An 18124-nucleotide genomic window follows, 5' to 3' on the forward strand; every position below is an offset into this window, starting at 1 on the left:
GGTGCTCGGCGCGCTGGCCGGTCACACGCTCCTGGTCACCCTGCGCGGAGGCCTCGGCCCCGCGGCCCCGCCGGCCAGTCACGAGGAGGCCGACCCGGCCGGCTTCTTCCCTCCGCCTGCGCCGCGGAGGGCACGGCGCTCCCAGCCATCCGGTCAGGCGGAGGCGCCCCGCCGGCGCGCTCGGCTCAGCCCCGCGAGGGCGGCGGCCGCCGTCCACACCGCTCGGGAGAGCCGGACGGCCCGGCGGATGTCACCGCGCACGGGGGGCTGACCGTCGCCCAGCGTGGGCCGCTCCTCCACGCGGGTGCCGTAGACGTTGCGGCCGCCCAGCCGCAGCCCCAGGGCACCGGCCAGCGCCGCCTCGCACCGGCCGGCGTTCGGGCTCGGGTGGGCGGCGCCGTCCCGGTGCCAGGTCCGCCAGGCGCCGGCCGGCGACCCCCCGGCCAGCGGCGCGACGGCGACGGTCAGCAGGGCGGTGAGCCTCGCCGGCAGCCAGTTCAGGACGTCGTCGAAGCGGGCTGCGGCCCAGCCGAACTCGGCGTAGCGCGCCGACCGGTACCCGACCATCGCGTCGAGGGTGTTGGCCGCGCGGTAGCCGAGCAGTCCAGGCAGGCCGGCGACCGCCCCCCAGAAGAGCGGGGCGACGGCGGCGTCCGAGGTGTTCTCCGCGACCGACTCCACGGTGGCCCGCACCAGCTCCGGCTCGCCGAGGCCGCTGGGGTCGCGGCCGGCCAGGGTGGGCAGGTGCGCCCGGGCGGCCGGCAGGTCCCCGGCTCCGAGGTGCCCCGCCATGGTGTCCGCCGCCCGGCCCAGTGAGGTGCCGCCGAGCACGGCCCAGGTGGCTCCGGCGGTCAGCAGGGTCCGGGCGACCGGCCGGTCGGCGGTCGCCCGGTGCAGCACGGCGCCCAGGGTGGTCGCCGTCCCGACGCAGAACGCGGTGTACCCGACGCCGGCCGCCCGGGAGTCCCGCCAGACCCGGCGCTCCAGCGCGGCGGCCGCCCGACCGAAGCCGGCGACCGGGTGGCCGCGGCGCGGATCGGCCAGCAGCAGGTCGGCGAGGGCGCCGAGGGCGAGCCCGGCGGCGGTCGGAGCGGGCCGGGTGCGCATCGCGGTCACTGTAGGCAGCGGGGGCACTCCCTAGGATCGACGGTCATGCGCCTGCCCGGCCGTTACGACGGCGTCGCCCGGCCGATCGTCACCTACGGCAGCAACCCGGTGTTGCACCGGCCGTGTGCCCCGGTGACCGAGTTCGACCGGGGGCTGCGTCACCTGGTCCTGGACATGTTCGCCAGCATGACCGCCGCCGACGGCGTCGGGCTGGCGGCCAACCAGATCGGCGTGGATGCGCGGGTGTTCGTGATCGACTGCCCGGACGCCGACGGCGAGGACGTCATCGGCTACGTGGTCAACCCGGTGCTCACCCTGCTCGACCCGGTCGGGGACGAGCCACCGGTCGAGCTGACCGAGGAGGGCTGCCTCTCGGTGCCGGGCCCCTACGCCGAGCTGGAGCGCGCGTTCCGGGCCCGGGTCGACGGGGTCGACCTGCAGGGGGAGCCCACCGCGATCGAGGCGACCGGCATGGCCGCGCGCTGCCTCCAGCACGAGGTCGACCACCTCGACGGGACCGTCTACGTCGACCGGCTGCCCACCGACCTGCGCGAGCGGCTGCTGGCCGAGGCCGCCGGCCCCGAGGGCGACCTGCCCGCATGAGCGGGTTCTCCGTCACGGTCGTCGGCGTGGGCGCGGACGGCTGGGACGGGCTCTCCCCGGCCGCCCGGCGATCGATCTCGGCGGCGGAGGTGCTGCGGGGGAGCGCCCGTCAGCTGGGGCTGGCCCCTCCGGACGTCGTCGCCGAGCGGGTGCCCTGGCCCTCGCCGATGGGTCCCGCCCTGGCCGACCTGCCCGCGGCCCACCCGGGGCGCCGCGTCGTCGTGCTCGCCAGCGGTGACCCGATGTTCTCCGGCGTCGGCACCTCGCTGGTCCGGCTGTTCGGCGCCGACGCCGTCGAGGTGGTGCCGCACCCGTCGTCGGTGACGCTCGCCTGCGCCCGGCTGGGCTGGGCAGTGGAGGAGACGACGGTGGTCTCCGTCGTCGGCCGGCCGGTCTCGCTCGTCCTGCCGCACGCCACGCCCGGCCGGCGGCTGCTGGTGCTGGGCTCGGACACCCGGACGCCGGCCGACGTCGCCGCCCTGCTCGCCGGGTCCGGCTCCGGCGCCAGCCGGCTCACCGCGCTGGCCCAGCTCGGCGGTCCCACCGAGCGCCGGTTCACCGGCACCGCCACCGGGTGGCCGCACCCGGAGACCGACCCGCTGGTGCTCACCGCCGTCGAGGTGGTCGCCGACCCGGGCGCCGTGCCGCTGCCGACCGTGCCGGGTCTGCCGGACGACGCCTACTCCTCCGACGGGCAGCTGACCAAGCGCGACGTCCGGGCGGTGACGCTCTCCCGGCTCGCCCCGCTGCCCGGCCAGCTGCTCTGGGACGTCGGGGCGGGGGCCGGCTCGATCGGCATCGAGTGGATGCGGGTGCACCCCTCGTGCCGGGCGGTCGCCGTGGAGTCCGACCCGGTGCGCGCCCAGCGGATCGGCCGGAACGCCGAGCGGCTCGGCGTCCCCGACCTGCAGGTGGTCGAGGGAGAGGCGCCCGGCGCGCTGCTCGGGCTGCCCCAGCCGGACGCCGTCTTCGTCGGGGGCGGCGCGACGACGCCGCTGCTGTTGGACACCGTCTGGGAGGTGCTCGCCCCGGGCGGTCGGCTGGTGGTGAACGCGGTGACGGTGGAGAGCGAGGCGGTGCTCGCCGAGTGGCACGGCCGCTGTGGCGGCTCGCTGACCCGGCTGTCGGTCGCGCAGGCCCAACCGGTCGGCGGCTTCACCGGCTGGAAGCCCGCCATGCCCGTGACGATCTGGAGCGTGACCCGATGACCGTCCACTTCATCGGGGCCGGGCCGGGGGCCGCCGATCTGGTCACCGTGCGGGCCGCGCGGCTGATCGCGTCGTCCCCGGTCTGCCTCTACGCCGGTGCGCTGGTTCCCCGCGAGCTGCTGGACACCGCGCCGGCGGGCGCCCGGCTGGTGGACACCGCCGACCTCGACCTGGACCAGATCACCGCGGAGCTGGTCGCCGCGCACGAGGCCGGGCTGGACGTCGCGCGGCTGCACTCCGGTGACCCCTCGGTGTACAGCGCGATGGCCGAGCAGATGCGCCGGCTGGACGCGGCCGGGGTGCCCTACGACGTCGTCCCCGGCGTGCCGGCGTTCGCCGCGGCGGCCGCGTCGCTGAAGCGCGAGCTGACCGTGCCCGGGGTGGCGCAGACCGTCGTCCTCACCCGGACGTCGGCGCGGTCGACGCCGATGCCGCCGGGGGAGACGCTCGCCGCCTACGCGGCGACCGGCGCCACCCTGGTGTTGCACCTGGCGGTGCAGCGGATGGACGTCCTGGCCCCGGAGCTGGCCGCGCACTACGGCGCCGACTGCCCGGTGGCGGTGGTCGCCAAGGCCAGCCGGGACGACGAGCTGGTGCTGCGCGGCACGCTCGCCGACATCGCCGCGCAGGTGGCCGACGCCGGGGTGCGGCGGACGGCGGTGGTGGTCGTCGGCCGGGTGCTGGCCGCCGAGCAGTTCCTGGACAGCCACCTCTACTCGACGACGCGCCAGCGCTGATGGCCCCGGCGCAGGGGCCCGCCGCGAGCCTGCGAGTGGTGGGGGGCGGCGGGGTCCTAGCTGCGGCCGACGATGGTGCCGGCGCGGTCGATCACCACGACGTCGACCTCGACCGGGGCGCCGAGCAGCACCCCCTCCGCGGTGCGGCGGGCGCCGGCGGCGACCAGGTCGCCCAGCGGGAGGCCGGCGGCGGCGCACTGCTGCAGGGCGTCCAGCGCGGTGTTCGCCTGCCGCACACCCTCGACCAGCGCCGGTGCGCCGCCGGCCTCGGCCACGAGCTGGGCGAGCGCGGCGAACGACACCTGCGAGCGGGCCGAGTGCAGGTCCAGGTGCCCCTCGGCGAGCTTGGCCAGCTTGCCGATGCCACCGGCCACGGTCAGCCGCGGCACCGGGTGCCGGCGCAGGTACTTGAGCACCGCGCCGGCGAAGTCGCCCATGTCCAGCAGAGCGTCCTCGGGCAGGCCGTGCAGTTCCTGGGCCACCCGCTCGCTGGTCGACCCGGTGCACCCGGCGACGTGCTCCCGCCCGGCGGCGCGGGCCACGTCGATGCCGCGGCGGATCGAGTCGATCCAGGACGAGCACGAGTACGGGACGACGACGCCCGTCGTCCCGAGGATCGACAGCCCGCCGAGGATGCCCAGCCGCGGGTTCCAGGTCTTCCGGGCCAGCTCGGCGCCGTTCTCCACCGACACCTCGACGACGACGTCCCCGCTGCCGCCGTGCCGCTGCGCGACCGCGGCCACGTGCTCGCGGATGAACTGGCGCGGCATCGGGTTGATCGCCGGCTCGCCCACGGCCAGCGGCAGGCCGGGCTTGGTCACCGTGCCCACGCCCTCGCCGGCGCGGAAGAGCACGCCGCTGCCCGGTGCGCCGTGGGTGACGAGGGCGGAGACCAGCGCGCCGTGGGTGACGTCGGGGTCGTCGCCGGCGTCCTTGACGATGCTGACGGTCGCGGCACCTCCGGCGAGCTCCTCCTTCGCCAGGGCGAAGGACGGGTGCTTGTCGTTGGGCAGGTCGATCGAGACCGGGTCGGGGAACTCGCCGGTCAGCAGCGCGGTGTAGGCGGCGGTGGTGGCCGCGGTCGCGCAGGCGCCCGTCGTCCAGCCGTGTCGCAGCCCGCCGCTGCCGTCCCTGCTCACGGGACCATCGTGCCTGGTGGCGCCACCCGTCGAGGTGCGCCCCGCTGCGGGGTCCGACCGAGCGGACACCGCAGCAGCGCGCATCTCGGCGGCGGAGTGGCGTGACCGGTCAGGTGCTGGTGCTGGGCGGCACCGGGGAGGCCCGGCGGCTGGCTGCCGAGCTGGTCGCCGCGGGCGTCGACGTCCTCTCCTCGCTGGCCGGGCGGGTGGCCGACCCGGTGCTGCCCGCGGGGGACGTGCGGATCGGCGGCTTCGGCGGCGCCGACGGGCTGGCCGCGTGGCTGGCCGAGCACCGGCCGCGGGCGGTCGTCGACGCCACCCATCCCTTCGCCGCGCAGATCACCGCCGCGGCGGCCACCGCAGCGGCCGCGCAGGGCACGCCGCTGCTGCGGTTGCAGCGTCCCGGCTGGACGCCGCAGCCAGGGGACACCTGGCGACATGTCGACTCGCTGACCGCCGCGGCCCAGGCGGTGGCCGGGTACCGCAGCGTCTTCCTCACCACCGGCCGGCAGGGCGTCGGCGCCTTCGCCGCGTTGCCGGGGCGGGTGCTCGTGCGCTCGGTCGACCCGCCCGACGAGCCGCTGCCGGCTGGGGCGACCCTGCTGCTGGACCGCGGGCCGTTCAGCCTCGCCGACGAGCTGGCGTTGCTGCGTGAGCACGCGGTGGACGTCGTGGTCACCAAGGACTCCGGCGGGCACATGACCGAGGCGAAGCTGATCGCCGCCCGGGAACTGGGGGTGCCGGTCGTGCTCGTCCGCCGGCCGCCGCTGCCGGACGGCGTCGTGCTGGTGCCGACGGTCGAGGACGCGCTGGCCTGGTTGGCGGACCTGCGCCGCTGAGCCAGGGCCGAGGGAACGCCAGGAGTGGCCTCGGCCCAGGGCACGAAGGGCGATCGGCGTTGTACGGACAGCGACTTGCATCGTTGTAAATGAGTGACCAGACTCACTCTCGCACCGCGCAGCCCTGGTGCCCCAGCGTCCCCGACGGGGTGGACGCCCGCGTGAAGAGAGTCAGCTCATGACCCGTTCCCTCCTCCGCCGGGCGTGGGTGCCCGCGCTCACGGCAGCCCTGCTGGTCGGCTCAGCAGCGCTCACCGCACCGGCCGCCGCCGCACCGGCACCCGCCGCACCGGCACCCGCCGCCCCACCGCTCGTCGCCGGAGCCGACCGGCCCGCAGACCCGGTCGCGCACGACCCGACGCTGGTCCAGGAGGGGGACTGGTTCTACCTCGCCATCACCGGCGACGCCGCCACCGGCAGTGACTACATCCCGATGAAGCGGTCGAAGGACCTGATCACCTGGGAGGACCTGCCGCCGGTCTTCACCGAGCTGCCCGCCGGCGTCCTGGCCGCCCTCGGCGCGACCCCGGCCGACGCCCCGCAGGACGCCTGGGCCCCGGACCTCAGCTGGTCCGGGAGCGAGTGGCGGCTCTACTACTCCGCCTCCCGCTTCGGCACGACCAACTCCGTCACGGCACTGGCGACGACGGCGTCGCTGGACCCGGCCGACCCCGACTACGGCTGGGTCGACCGCGGCCCGGTGCTGGAGAGCGAGGCCGGCAGCACCGACTACAACGCGATCGACGCCAACCACGTCACCGACGCCGAGGGCGGGGAGTGGCTGACCTTCGGCTCCTTCTTCGGCGGCCTGAAGATCGTCGCGCTGGACCCGGCGACCGGGGAGCTCGCCCCCGGCGCCCCGGTGCTCCCGCTGGTCGACCGGCAGATCCAGTACAACCCCGTCGAGGGTCCCTCGATCATCCGCAACGGCGACCACTACTACCTGTTCGCGGCCTTCGACTACTGCTGCCGCGGCGTGGAGAGCGACTACCGGGTGGTCGTCGGCCGGTCGACGTCCATCACCGGCCCGTACGTGGACCGGGACGGCGTCTCCCTGCTGGAGGGCGGCGGCACCGAGGTGCTGCGCGGCTACAACGAGTTCCAGGGCACCGGCCACCCGGACGTGTACTCCGCCGGCGGTGTCGACTACTTCGTCAACCACTACTACGACGCACTGTCCGACGGCACGCCGCGGCTCAACGTGCGCACGTTGTCCTGGTCCGACGGCTGGCCGACGGTGAGCGACCCGGTCAACCCCAGCCGTTCGGCCGGTCACGGCTCGGCGTACGTGCAGGTGGTCCCGCGGGACGGTGCCGCGGTCGTGTCCAACGCGACCTGCGGCTACGCCGGGGCCGACCTGGCCCTGGCCGCCGCCTCGCCGACCGACCCGTGCCAGCAGTGGCAGATCGACGCCCGGGACGCCGCACAGGTCACCGACGGCAGTGAGACGGGTTCGCGGTTCCAGAACCGGAAGAGCAACATGGCCGCCGACTTCCCCGGCTGCGCGGAGGCGCAGAGCAGCGGCAACGTCGGCCAGTTCGACTGGTTGGGCAGCTTCTTCTACAACGTCTGCCAGCGCTGGCTCTTCTCGCCGGCGCCCGACGGCTACACGACGATCTCCTCCATCGCGGGGCGCAACCTCGTGTGGACCGCCGAGGGGCGGACGCCGGGCGCCAACCTCGGCGTGGCGACGCCGACGGGTGCGGCGGACCAGCAGTTCCGGTTCCAGCCGGTCGGTGAGGTCCTGCTGGGCAGCGCCACCGACCAGACCCGGACCCTGGGTGTGGCCGGGTGCAAGGCGGCCGAGGGCAACGGCAACAAGGTGCGGATGGAGACCCGGGTCGCCGGCTCCTGCCAGACCTGGACGGTGACCTCCACCGGCGGCGCCGGCTACACGGTCACCAACGCCGCCACCGGCTCGGTGCTGGCCTCGACGCCCTGCACCACCGGCAGTGCCCCGGCCCGGCTCCGGCTGCTCCCGGCGGGCAAGGCGGGCAAGGCGGGCAAGGCGGGCAAGGCGGGCGAGTGCAGCACCTGGACGCTCGTCCCGGGCGACGACGGCACGTGGTCGCTGGCCACCGCCGGGACCACCGAGACGGTCCGGCTGCTCATCCCCTGACCGACCCCCGCAGCACCGTCCGGCGGCCGGCGTCCCCTCGCGGGACGCCGGCCGTCGTCGTCCCCCGGCCTCCGGCGCCCGGACTGTCGCACCCACGGTGCACAGTGGGTGCGACGGAGGTGTTGCGCAGTGCTGGGAGAACCGCAGGCGGTCGACCTCGACCCGTTGAGCCTGGAGAGCGCCCTGCTGCGGGCGGCGGTCGGTGACTACGCGGCCGAGGCGGCGGTGCTGCTGCTGGCCGAGTCAGGCCACTGGCTGTCCCGGCTGCAGGCCGCCGGCCTGATCGCCATCGCGCTCGACGCCGACGCGCTCGACGGCGGGCCGTGGGCTGCGGTCCAGTGGGCCGACCTGGACGGGGCTCTCCGCACCGGGGTGATCGGCGGCAGCGGCGGGCAGCTGCGGCTGTTGCGGGCGGCGGCGAGCCTCGCCGAGGGGCAGCCGGTCGACCTGGCCGACCTGACCGCGGGGCTGGACCGCGACGAGCTCGTCCTGCTGCTGGCCGCGGTGGCGCACGCGGCCGGCAGCCACGAGCACGACGACGGCGCAGGGATGTCGATCGGTCCGGTCGTGCCCTGGCCGCGGCGCGACTGACCCGGCTGGTGCGGTCGGGGGTTCGCGGTCGGCGTCCCGGGCAAGATCCGGGCATGACCACCCCGTCCGGGCTGCCCGACGCCCTGCAGCACCTGCGCGATCGGGTCGCCTCGGCACCGCTCGGCCTGGCCACCCCCGGCCGGGACACCGCCGCCCGCACCGCCCGCTCGGTCGTCGACCAGGTCGACGACTACCTGCTGCCCCGGCTGCGCGACCTGGACGCGCCCCTGCTCACCGTGGTCGGCGGCTCGACCGGCGCCGGCAAGTCCACGCTGGTCAACAGCGTGCTGGGCGCCCGGGTCACCACTCCCGGCGTGCTCCGCCCGACGACCCGCGCCCCGGTGCTGGTCTGCGCTCCCGCCGACCGGGCCGCGTTCGCCGGCGACCGGGTGCTGCCCGGGCTGGCCCGCACCACCGGCGGGGAGGCCGGCCCCGGAGGTCTGCAGCTCGTGGTGTCCGAGGCGCTGCCGGCCGGGCTCGCCCTCGTCGACGCGCCGGACGTCGACTCGGTGGTCGAGGCCAACCGCGACCTGGCCGGTCAGCTGCTGGCCGCCGCCGACCTGTGGGTGTTCGTGACGACGGCGGCCCGCTACGCCGACGCCGTCCCGTGGGACCTGCTGCGCACGGCCCAGGAACGGGGGACCGCGCTGGCCGTCGTGCTGGACCGGGTGCCGCCCGAGGCGGTGGCGGAGGTGGCCGACGACCTGGCCGGGATGCTGCGCCGGGCCCGGCTGGACAGCGCCCGGCTGTTCGTGATCGAGGAGCGGGCGCTGGTCGACGGCTTCCTGCCCGACGAGCAGGTCGCCCCGCTGCGCGGCTGGCTGCACGCGCTCGCCGCCGACCAGGAGCAGCGTGCCGCCGTCGTCCGGCAGACCCTGGCCGGAGCGCTGGGCAGCCTGCACGACCGGGTCGACGTCGTCGTCGCCGGCGTCGCCGAGCAGGCGGCCGCCGCCGAGGCGCTGCAGGCCGCCGTGGACGCCTCGTACGCCCGGGCACGGGCGGCGATCGACGAGGGCGTCGGCAACGGCAGCCTGCTGCGCGGGGAGGTGCTCGCCCGCTGGCAGGAGTTCGTCGGCACCGGCGAGTGGATGCGCAGCCTGCAGGGCCATGTCGGCCGGTTGCGGGATCGGGTCACCGCCGCGTTCACCGGCCGCAGCAACCCCGCCGACGACCTGGCCGGTGCGCTGGAGTCCGGGGTCGAGCTGCTGCTGCGGGCCGAGGCCGACCGGGCGGCGGAGAAGACCGTCACCAGCTGGCGGACCCTGCCCGGCGGGATCGCCCTGCTCGACGGCCGGGAGACCGAGCTGGACGGCGTCTCACCGTCGTTCGCCGGCGCCTCCGCCGATGAGGTGCGGGACTGGCAGGGCACGGTGCTGGAGCTGGTGCGCAGTGAGGGCGCAGGGAAGCGGTCGCGGGCCCGGCTGATGTCCTGGGGGGTCAACGGTGCGGGTGCGGTGGTGATGGTCGCCGTCTTCGCCTCCACCGCCGGGCTGTCCGGTGCCGAGGTGGCCATCGCCGGCGGCACCACCGCGGTGGGTCAGCGGGTGCTGGAGGCGGTGTTCGGGGACGCCGCGGTGCGTGAACTGGCCGCCCGGGCGCGGGCCGACCTGGACGCCCGCGCCGCGCGGCTGTTGCGCGCCGAGCAGCACCGCTTCGACGTGCTGCTGGAGGACGTCGCCCCGGCGCCGGGCGCGGACGTCGAGCTGCGGTCGGCGGCGCAGGCGCTGGCTGCTGCCCACGGGGCCGGCGCGTGAGGCTCGGGCGGCGCGGCGAGCTGTCCCTGACCGACCGGCTGGCCGCCCTGCGCGAGGCGGTGGAGGTCGCCGAGGGGCGGCTGGAGGTGCCGGAGGTCGCCAGCGCCCGTGCCCTGCTGGCCAAGGCCGGTGCGCGGGAGGCGCTCGGCGACGCCACCGTGGTCGCGCTGGCCGGGGCGACCGGGAGCGGGAAGTCCACCCTGTTCAACGCGCTCAGCGGCAGCGAGGTGAGCACGCCGGGCGTGCGCCGACCGACCACCGGCGTCGCGCACGCCAGCGTGTGGGGGGAGCACGGGTCCGACCGGCTCCTGGACTGGCTCCAGGTGCCCCGCCGGCACCGGGTCGAGTCGGGTGACCCGGCCCTGGACGGGCTGGTGCTGCTCGACCTGCCCGACCACGACAGCGTCCGGCTGGAGAACCGGCTGGAGGTCGACCGGCTGGTGGAGCTGGTGGACGTGTTGGTGTGGGTGCTCGACCCGCAGAAGTACGCCGACGCCGCGGTGCACTCGCAGTACCTGGCGCCGCTGGCCGGGCACGCGGGGGTGCTGGTCGTCGTCCTCAACCAGGTCGACCGGCTGGACGAGCCGGCCGCCCGCGCCTGCCTGGCCGACCTGCGCGGGCTGCTGGACCGGGAGGGTCTCGGGGCGACCCCGGTGCTGCCCACCGCGGCCCGCACCGGCGCCGGGCTGCCGGAGCTGCGCACCGAGCTGGCCCGCCGGGTCGCCGCCCGCCGGGCGGCCACCGACCGGCTGGCCGCCGACGCCCGGGCCGCTGCCGGTGCGCTCGCCGAGCACTGCGCACCCGACGCCGGCCCGGACCGCAGCCGTGACCCCGACGAGTGGGCGGGGCTGACCGAGGCGCTCGCCGACGCCGCCGGGGTGCCGGCCGTGGTCACCGCGGTGGAGCGCTCGGCCCGCCGTCGCGGCGCCGCGCACACCGGGTGGCCGGTGCTGCGCTGGACGGGGAAGCTCCGGGCCGACCCGCTGGGCCGGCTGCACCTGGGCAACGAGGCGGCCCGCAGCTCACTGCCCCAGGCCGGGGCCGTGCAGCAGGCGGGCGTGGGGGCGGCGCTTCGCCGGGCGCGGGACTCCGCCGGCCACGGACTGCCGCAGGCCTGGCGGGACGAGCTGCGCCGCACCGCCGAGTTCTCGCAAGACCGTCTCGCCGACCGGCTGGACCGCGCCGTCGCCGGGACCGACCTGGGCCCGGACCGCACACCGCTGTGGCAGCGGGCGGTCGGCGGGCTGCAGTGGCTGCTCGTGCTGACCGCCCTGGTCGGCGCGCTGTGGCTGCTCGGCCTGGTCGGCCTGGGGTTGCTCCAGCTGGACGACGTCGTCCCGCTGCCCCGGGTCGAGGGCATCCCACTGCCGACGCTGCTGCTGGCCGGGGGCCTGCTCGCCGGATTGCTGCTGGCGCTGCTGGCCCGGCCACTGGTGCACGTCGGCGCCCGGAGACGGGCCAGACAGGTGCGGCGGCGGTTGCTGGACCGGGTCGGTGAGGTGGCCGACGCGGAGGTGGTCGAGCCGCTCACCGAGGCCCGCGAGGACCACACCCGGTTCTGCGCGGCGGTGACCCGCGCCGGCAGCTAGTCGAGGGCGGCGGCGGGAGCCCGGTGCGCGGGCTCCACGACCGGAGTGGCCGGCCGCCGGGCGTGCAGGGCCAGGCCGCCCACGGCCAGCAGGGCCAGCACGATGACGGCGACGCCGTACACCTGCGCCGTCCGCTCCAGGCCGATGTGCCCGGCCGCCACCCCCGCGGCGATCGCCGGCACGCTGAAGGCCAGGTAGCTGGCGGTGAAGACCGCGGACAGCAACGCGGCCCGCTGCCCGGGGGCGACGCCCTGGGTGACGGTCGCCATCGCACCGAGGAAGGCGGTGCCGAAGCCGAAGCCGGAGACCACCGCGGCGACGAAGAAGAGCGTGAGCGAGCCGGTGGTCAGCGCGGTCACGGTGCCGGCCACCCCGACGGCGAAGACCAGGGCACCGACGACCATCGACCGGGCCGGCGCCACGGTGCGCATGGAGAGCGAGCCGACCAGGCCGGTGCCGTTGAGCGCGAGGATGACCAGGCTGCCCACGACGTGGTCCTGCACGTCGAAGACGCCGGCCACCAGCGACGGGCCGAGCGAGGCGTAGAGCCCGCCCAGCGCCCAGGTGGCGACCAGGCAGGGCAGGACGACGACGAACGCCCGGCGCTGCGACGCGGGCACCTGCACGCTGGGCCGCAGCGACCGTGCCGCACCGGGCAGCCGGGGGGAGGACTCCGGCAGGAACACCCACACCCCGGCGGCAGCGGCCACGCACAGCACGGTGAGGGCGCCGAAGACCCAGCTGGTCGGCGCGGGCAGGAACTCGACCGCCAGCCCGGCGCTCACCGCGCCGACCGAGAGCCCGACCGCGGGGGCCGCGGAGTTGACCAGCGCGCCCAGCGGGCGGTCCGGGTGCTGCAGGTCCAGCAGCGCGGCACCGAACGCGCCGGTCAGGGCCCCGGTGGCCAGCCCCTGGACGATGCGGGCCAGCAGCAGCCACTCCACCCCGTCGGCGGTCAGGAACAGCACCATCGAGACGGCCTCGAGCAGCAGCGCGACGGCGAGCACCGGGCGGCGGCCCACGTGGTCCGACAGCGCCCCGACCACCAGCAGCGACAGCAGCAGCGCGAAGGCGTAGACGCCGAAGACGACGGTGATCAGGCCGGAGCCGAAGCCGAACTCCTCCGCGTAGACGCGGTACAGCGGCGAGGGCACCCCGGAGGCGGCGAGCATCAGGGTCAGCAGCACGGCCACCGACCAGAAGGCGGCGGGCGGGCTGAGCTCACGACGGGGCACGAACCGATGCAAGCACCAACGAAGCCCTGCTGTTCCACGGAGAGGCCGGAGTCGCGACTTCGGCCCCTCCCTCGTCACGCGACGCGCTCGCCGTCCGGGGTGGCGGGCCGACCCGTCACGGCGGGCCGTCCCAGGTGGTCAGGCAGAACGGGTGACCGGCCGGGTCGGCGTACACGGAGCAGTGGTCGTCATTGGGCTGGAACTCGTACTTCTCCGCACCGGCCGCCAGCACCCGGACCTCGGCCGCGTCCCGGTCCGTCACCAGGAGGTCCAGGTGTGACTGCATCGGCACCGGACCGGTCGGCCAGGTCGGCGGGGTGTGCGCGGGCACGGTCTGGAAGTCGATCCGTCCGCCCGGACCGTCGACCCGCGCCCACCCCTCGTGCCGCATGACCACCGCACCGCCGGTGATCTCGGCGTAGAAGGTGGCCAGTGCGCCGGCGTCCGGGCAGTCGAGGGTGACCGAGTTCAGCCGGATCGAGTCGTCCCGGACCTCGCCCACGTCGCGTTGATCGTCCATGCCGTGAGGACCTCCCCAGCGGGCGGAACTCGTCGGTCCTCCGTCAGCCCGGGTAGCGGCGGCTGGTGAAGACCTGGCCGGACGGCGTCACCCGGGTCTGGGTGGAGCCGATCATCACCAGGCAACGCATGTCGACGGACTCGGGGTCGAACTCACCGAGGGTGGTCACGGTGACCGACTCCGCCGCGCCGCCGACGTCCCGGCCGATCACGACCACGGTCTCCGGCTTCCTGACCTCCAGCAGCGCCTGGTGCGCCTCGCCCAGCTGGTGCGGCCGGGCCTTGGAGCGCGGGTTGTACAGCGCGATCACCAGGTCGGCGGCGGCCGCGTGGCGCAGCCGGTCGAGCACGACGTCCCACGGCTTGAGGACGTCGGACAGCGAGAGGATCGCGAAGTCGTGCCCGAGCGGCGCACCCACCCGCGACGCGACCGCCTGCGCCGCGGTGAGCCCGGGCAGCACCCGCACCTCCACGTCGGGGAAGTCGTCCGCCGCCACCTCGAGCACCGCGGCGGCCATCGCGAACACGCCGGGGTCGCCGCTGGATACGACGGCCACGCGCCGTCCGGACCGGGCCAGCTCCAGGGCGTGCGCGGCGCGCTCGGCCTCCACCCGGTTGTCGCTGGGGTGCCGGGTCTGCCGTGGGTTGGCCGGCACCCGGTCCAGGTAGGGGCCGTAGCCGACCAGGTCGTCGGCGCGGGCCAGCGCCTCGGCGGCCTCGGGCGTCGTCCAGCTGCGCTGCCCGGGGCCGAGGCCGACCACCACCACCTCGCCGGTGCGCACCTCGGTCTCACTGGCCTGTTCCGGGCCCGGGACCGGCCCGGTCAGCTCGCTGGGCAGCAGCGCGAGGGAGAAGTAGGGAACGGTGTCGGGGTCCACCTCGGCCAGCGGCATGGTGCGCTGCTGGGCGGTCGTCGCCCGCTCCACGTAGAAGGCGCGGTCGAGCACCCCGGCGGCCTCGAAGGCGTCGCGGACGTTGCGGAACGTGCGGCCGAGCTTCATCACCGCGGCGGAGTCGGTGGTCGACAGCCACTCGGCGAGCTCGTCGGACGGCAGCGTGCCGGGCAGCACGGTGAGCACCTCGTCCCGCTCCACCAGCGGCCGGCCGAGCACCGCGGCCGCGCCGCTGACGCTGGTCACGCCCGGGACCACCTCGGTCGGGTACCGGTGCGCCAGCCGCTTGTGCATGTGCATGTACGAGCCGTAGAAGAACGGGTCGCCCTCGGCGAGGACGACGACGTCCCGGCCGGCGTCCAGGTGCGCGGCCAGCCGGGCCGCGGCGGCCTCGTAGAACTCGTCGATCGCCCCCTGGTAGCCGCCGGGGTGCGCGGTGGTCTCGGTGGTCACCGGGTAGACCAGCAGCTCCTCGACCTGGCCCTCGCGCAGGTACGGCGCGGCCAGCCCGCGGGCGACCGATCGGCCGTGCTGGGCGGCGTGGAAGGCGACCACGTCGGCCGCGCCGATCAGCCGGGCCGCCTTCACCGTCACCAGCTCCGGGTCGCCCGGCCCCAGCCCCACCCCGTACAGCCGCCCCGTCCCCGTCGAGGGGCCAGAATCGCGACTTTGGCCCCTCATTCGGCGGTGCTCGCGATCGCGTTGACGGCGGCGGCGGTGATGGCGCTGCCACCGCGCCGGCCGCGGACGGCGAGGAACTCCAGGTCCGAGGCGGCCAGCGCCTCCTTGGACTCGACGGCACCGATGAAGCCCACCGGGATGCCGATGACCGCGGCCGGGCGCGGGGCGCCGTCGCGGACCATCTCCAGCAGGTGGAACAGCGCGGTGGGGGCGTTGCCGATCGCGACGACGGCGCCGTCCAGCCGGTCGCCCCACAGGTGCATCGCCGCCGCGGTGCGGGTGGTTCCCATCTCCCGGGCGAGGTCGGGGGTGCGCGGGTCGTTGAGGGTGCAGACGACCTCGTTGAACGCCGGCAGCCGCTTGCGGGTCACGCCGGAGGCGACCATCTGGGCGTCGCACAGCACCGGGGCGCCGGACTCCAGCGCCTTGCGGCCGGCCCGGACGACGTCGGGGGAGAAGGCCACGTCGGCCACCAGGTCGACCTGCCCGCAGGCGTGGATCATCCGGACGGCGACCTGGGCGACGTCCTCGGGCAGGCCCGACAGGTCGGCCTCGGCGCGGATGGTGGCGAAGGACTGCCGGTAGATCTCGGCGCCGTCGTGCTCGTAGGAGTACATCAGTCCTCTTCGATCCAGAGTTCGTAGCCGGACGGCGTCGCGACGACGTCGACGACCCCACCCTGCGGTCGGCCGCAGCGGCGCTCGCAGCCGGCCCAGTGCTGTCGGGCGCCGCCGGCGGGCAGCGTCCGGGTGGAGACGGCGGTGACCGCGTCGGCGCGGACGTCGGCCAGCGACTTGGCGCAGCCCGGACGGCCGGCACAGGTGGTGACCTGCAGCCAGGGGCTCGCCTCGTCGAACACCATGCCGGTGCGGAACAGGTCGACGGCGGCGTCGTCCACGGCGTCCTCGGCCAGGTCGGGCACGACGACGCTGCGCCACGGCGTCAGCTGCACTTCGTCGGCCAGCCGGGCGAGCAGGTCGGCCTGGTCGGCGCTGAGTCGGCCCAGCGGGACGACGCCGATCAGCGCCGTCCGGCCGTCCACCTGCGTCGCGGCCCCGACCGGCCCCACCACCGCCGCCCCCGGCACCTCCACCGGACCACCAAGATGGCCATTTTGGTGGTCCGGGAGGGCCAAGCGGGTGGCGACGCGGGTGGGACCGTCGGTGAGCTCGGTCAGGCGCCAGGCGGTGGAGCCCTGGGCCGTGCGCTCGGTGAGGAAGGCGCGGGCAGCGTCGAGGGCGAGCGCCACCGCGTCGGCCGGGGAGCAGCGCAGGCCGGAGTCGACGCCGCCGAGGAGCAGGGCCACGGTGTCGGCGGAGAGGGCCAGCAGGCCGACGTCCCCACCGAGACCGGCGACGTCGCCCCGGCCGTCGTCCAGGGTGAGCAGGAAGCGGCCGGGCAGCTCGGCCAGGGCCGGATCGGCGCAGAGGCCGGCGTCGAAGGCGGCGATCCACGGCCGGACGTCGACGTGCCCGCCCTCGGTGCGCCCGGACAGCGTGCTGGCCAGCACGTTGCGCACCCGCTCGTGCGTGGCGCTGGGCAGCAGCCCGACGGCGGCCAGCCGGTCGCCCAGCTCGACCTCCGCGCCGGCAGGGAGGCCGCGCAGCTGCAGGTTGCCGCGGCTGGTCAGCTCCAGGTGCCCGTCGCCGAGCTCCCGGGCCGCCGCCGCCAGCGCCTGCAGCTGCACCGCGCGGATCGCCCCGCCCGGCACCCGGACCCGGGCCAGCCCGCCGTCGGCGGCGGCGTGGGTCTGCAGGGCGCCGGGGCAGGCGTCGGCGCGGTCGCGCGGAGGGGAGACGGAGGCACCGGATGAGGACATGGCGCTCGCGAGGCTACTTCCCGACGACCCCGGCGCACCGGGGCCGTCGGACCCGCTCCTGCTGGATCAGGTCAGCGACGTCCGGTCGAAGGACATCCAGACCCGCCGCCGGTCGGCCCGGGTGCGCACCTTCGCCATCGCGTCGACCCGCTGCTGCTGCTCGGCGGTGGCGCGGTGCTCCACGACGGCGAGCTCGGCCTGCCGCATGTCCCGCTCGGCCGCCTCCTCCGCCGGGGTCTGGGGGAGCTGCGGGTCGGTGTCCTCGGAGGACATCTCGGGGCCGGTGTCCTCCCGGTACGGGCTGTCGGCCGGCAGGTTGCCGCTGATCCGGCCGTAGGCGCCCAGCGTCAGCAGCACCAGGCCGGCGCCGATGGAGAAGATGACGTTGGCCATCGAGAACGCCAGCAGGTTGAACTCGCTCTCCAGGACCGCCAGGTTGGCCAGCGCCGAGACGAGGAAGAGCGTGCCGATGACCAGCATCGTGTTCGACGCGGCGCGGGGGCCGAGGAATGCGGTGACCACCAGCACCAGCGCGGTGACCACCGAGATCGTGGAGAGCAGGCCGTTGGAGGAGAGGCCGGCCACCTCGCCGCCGTCGGTGGAGAAGTAGGCCAGCCCGTCGGCGAAACCGAGCAGGCCGAAGGCGAGCAGGACCAGGGCCACGACCACCGCGCCGACGCGCTGCACGGTGTGGACCACCGACCCGCCACCCTCGTCGGTCTGGTTCGCGTCGTCTGACCGGTTCGGCCGACGGTCTCGCAGGTTCTCGCGCACGCCCATGGTTTGCCTCCGTCGTGTGGATGACCAGACACCGGGGCTTCGTCGGTGACGGCTCGGACGGATGCGCCGCGTGCACGACGCGCCGGGAAGAGCCGTGGGGACGCCGCTGTTACGGGCCGGTGGAAGGAGCGTCATGACCCAGCCGTACGAGATCGACCTGCACTCGGAGTACCTGCGCGCGGACCTGTTCCTCGCGATGGGGCAGCCCGCGGAGGCCGCCCGCGTCCTGGAGGCGGTGGTCGCCGCCGAGCCGGACAACCAGGCCGCGCTGGAGCTGCTGGCCCGCAGTTGCTTCGGTTCGGCCCAGCTCGGCCGCGCCGAGGACGCGCTGGCCCGGCTGGTGGAGCTGGCCCCGGCCAACGGGTGGGCCCGCCGCGCGCTGGCCCGGACCCTGGAGCGGCAGAGCCGCGGTGCCGACGCCGCCGTCCACCACCGGGTCGCCGACGCACTCGGCGCCGCCTGACGTACGCCGGGGGCGCGTTCCCGATCAGGGACGCGCCCCTGCTCCGTC

17 protein-coding genes are annotated in these 18124 nt (G+C 76.0%); 9 read left to right on the forward strand and 8 right to left on the reverse strand.

Annotated elements, in window-relative coordinates; all coding sequences use genetic code 11:
* Positions 1–153: 153 nt before the first annotated feature.
* Positions 154–1107 carry a cobalamin biosynthesis protein gene (locus O2V63_RS00780; protein WP_269165672.1) on the reverse strand — a complete coding sequence of 318 codons (954 nt, stop codon included), beginning with the start codon at positions 1105–1107 and terminating at the stop codon, positions 154–156.
* A 45-nt stretch (positions 1108–1152) separates the two neighbouring features.
* On the opposite strand from O2V63_RS00780, the gene def reads away from it, so the two are divergent.
* The 3 genes from def to cobM are packed head-to-tail and all read left to right on the forward strand — an operon-like array spanning position 1153 to position 3655.
* Positions 1153–1710: a peptide deformylase gene (gene def, locus O2V63_RS00785; RefSeq protein WP_269165673.1), complete on the forward strand. Its 558-nt coding sequence runs from the start codon at positions 1153–1155 to the stop codon at positions 1708–1710.
* Positions 1707–2918, forward strand: coding sequence for a precorrin-6y C5,15-methyltransferase (decarboxylating) subunit CbiE (gene cbiE / locus O2V63_RS00790; RefSeq protein WP_269165674.1), 1212 nt, complete (start codon positions 1707–1709; stop codon positions 2916–2918). Before def ends, cbiE begins: the two co-directional genes overlap by 4 nt.
* The gene (gene cobM, locus O2V63_RS00795; protein WP_269165675.1) at positions 2915–3655 is read left to right on the forward strand and encodes a precorrin-4 C(11)-methyltransferase; all 741 of its coding nucleotides are present in this window, start codon (positions 2915–2917) and stop codon (positions 3653–3655) included. Before cbiE ends, cobM begins: the two co-directional genes overlap by 4 nt.
* 56 nt (positions 3656–3711) lie before the next feature.
* On the opposite strand, the gene O2V63_RS00800 is transcribed toward cobM, so the two are convergent.
* The gene (locus O2V63_RS00800; protein ID WP_269165676.1) at positions 3712–4794 is read right to left on the reverse strand and encodes a cobalt-precorrin-5B (C(1))-methyltransferase; all 1083 of its coding nucleotides are present in this window, start codon (positions 4792–4794) and stop codon (positions 3712–3714) included.
* Between the two features lie 101 nt (positions 4795–4895).
* Between O2V63_RS00800 and O2V63_RS00805 the strand changes: the two genes are divergently transcribed.
* From O2V63_RS00805 to O2V63_RS00825, 5 genes are all read left to right on the forward strand, one after another.
* Positions 4896–5633 (forward strand): cobalt-precorrin-6A reductase, encoded by a 738-nt coding sequence (locus tag O2V63_RS00805; RefSeq protein ID WP_269165677.1) that lies wholly within the window; start codon positions 4896–4898, stop codon positions 5631–5633.
* A gap of 178 nt (positions 5634–5811) precedes the next feature.
* Positions 5812–7752, forward strand: a complete 1941-nt coding sequence (locus O2V63_RS00810) for a family 43 glycosylhydrolase (RefSeq protein ID WP_269165678.1) — start codon at positions 5812–5814, stop codon at positions 7750–7752.
* Positions 7753–7881: 129 nt separating this feature from the next.
* Positions 7882–8343 (forward strand): hypothetical protein, encoded by a 462-nt coding sequence (locus O2V63_RS00815; protein ID WP_269165679.1) that lies wholly within the window; start codon positions 7882–7884, stop codon positions 8341–8343.
* Between the two features lie 53 nt (positions 8344–8396).
* The gene (locus tag O2V63_RS00820) at positions 8397–10097 is read left to right on the forward strand and encodes an ABC transporter (protein ID WP_269165680.1); all 1701 of its coding nucleotides are present in this window, start codon (positions 8397–8399) and stop codon (positions 10095–10097) included.
* A complete protein-coding gene (locus O2V63_RS00825) occupies positions 10094–11686 on the forward strand; it encodes a YfjP family GTPase (protein WP_269165681.1) in 1593 nt (530 codons plus the stop codon). The genes O2V63_RS00820 and O2V63_RS00825 overlap by 4 nt, the downstream gene beginning before the upstream one ends.
* On the opposite strand, the gene O2V63_RS00830 is transcribed toward O2V63_RS00825, so the two are convergent.
* The 6 genes from O2V63_RS00830 to O2V63_RS00855 form a co-directional block, all read right to left on the reverse strand.
* Positions 11683–12921: an MFS transporter gene (locus tag O2V63_RS00830; RefSeq protein WP_269165682.1), complete on the reverse strand. Its 1239-nt coding sequence runs from the start codon at positions 12919–12921 to the stop codon at positions 11683–11685. The two genes, O2V63_RS00825 and O2V63_RS00830, sit on opposite strands and share 4 nt — an antisense overlap.
* A 115-nt stretch (positions 12922–13036) precedes the next feature.
* On the reverse strand, positions 13037–13441 hold the full coding sequence (locus O2V63_RS00835) for a VOC family protein (protein ID WP_269165683.1): 405 nt from the start codon (positions 13439–13441) through the stop codon (positions 13037–13039).
* A gap of 43 nt (positions 13442–13484) precedes the next feature.
* Positions 13485–15014: a precorrin-2 C(20)-methyltransferase gene (locus O2V63_RS00840; protein ID WP_269165684.1), complete on the reverse strand. Its 1530-nt coding sequence runs from the start codon at positions 15012–15014 to the stop codon at positions 13485–13487.
* A complete protein-coding gene (locus O2V63_RS00845; protein ID WP_269165685.1) occupies positions 15011–15631 on the reverse strand; it encodes a precorrin-8X methylmutase in 621 nt (206 codons plus the stop codon). The genes O2V63_RS00840 and O2V63_RS00845 overlap by 4 nt, the downstream gene beginning before the upstream one ends.
* Positions 15631–16833: a precorrin-3B synthase gene (locus O2V63_RS00850; protein ID WP_269165686.1), complete on the reverse strand. Its 1203-nt coding sequence runs from the start codon at positions 16831–16833 to the stop codon at positions 15631–15633. Before O2V63_RS00850 ends, O2V63_RS00845 begins: the two co-directional genes overlap by 1 nt.
* A 66-nt stretch (positions 16834–16899) precedes the next feature.
* Positions 16900–17532 (reverse strand): DUF4383 domain-containing protein, encoded by a 633-nt coding sequence (locus O2V63_RS00855; RefSeq protein ID WP_269165687.1) that lies wholly within the window; start codon positions 17530–17532, stop codon positions 16900–16902.
* Between the two features lie 214 nt (positions 17533–17746).
* Between O2V63_RS00855 and O2V63_RS00860 the strand changes: the two genes are divergently transcribed.
* Positions 17747–18076, forward strand: a complete 330-nt coding sequence (locus tag O2V63_RS00860; RefSeq protein WP_269161388.1) for a tetratricopeptide repeat protein — start codon at positions 17747–17749, stop codon at positions 18074–18076.
* Positions 18077–18124: the final 48 nt, after the last annotated feature.

Origin of the sequence: Modestobacter sp. VKM Ac-2977, assembly GCF_026968045.1 — a bacterium.
In the GTDB taxonomy this organism is placed as follows: Bacteria; Actinomycetota; Actinomycetes; order Mycobacteriales; family Geodermatophilaceae; genus Modestobacter.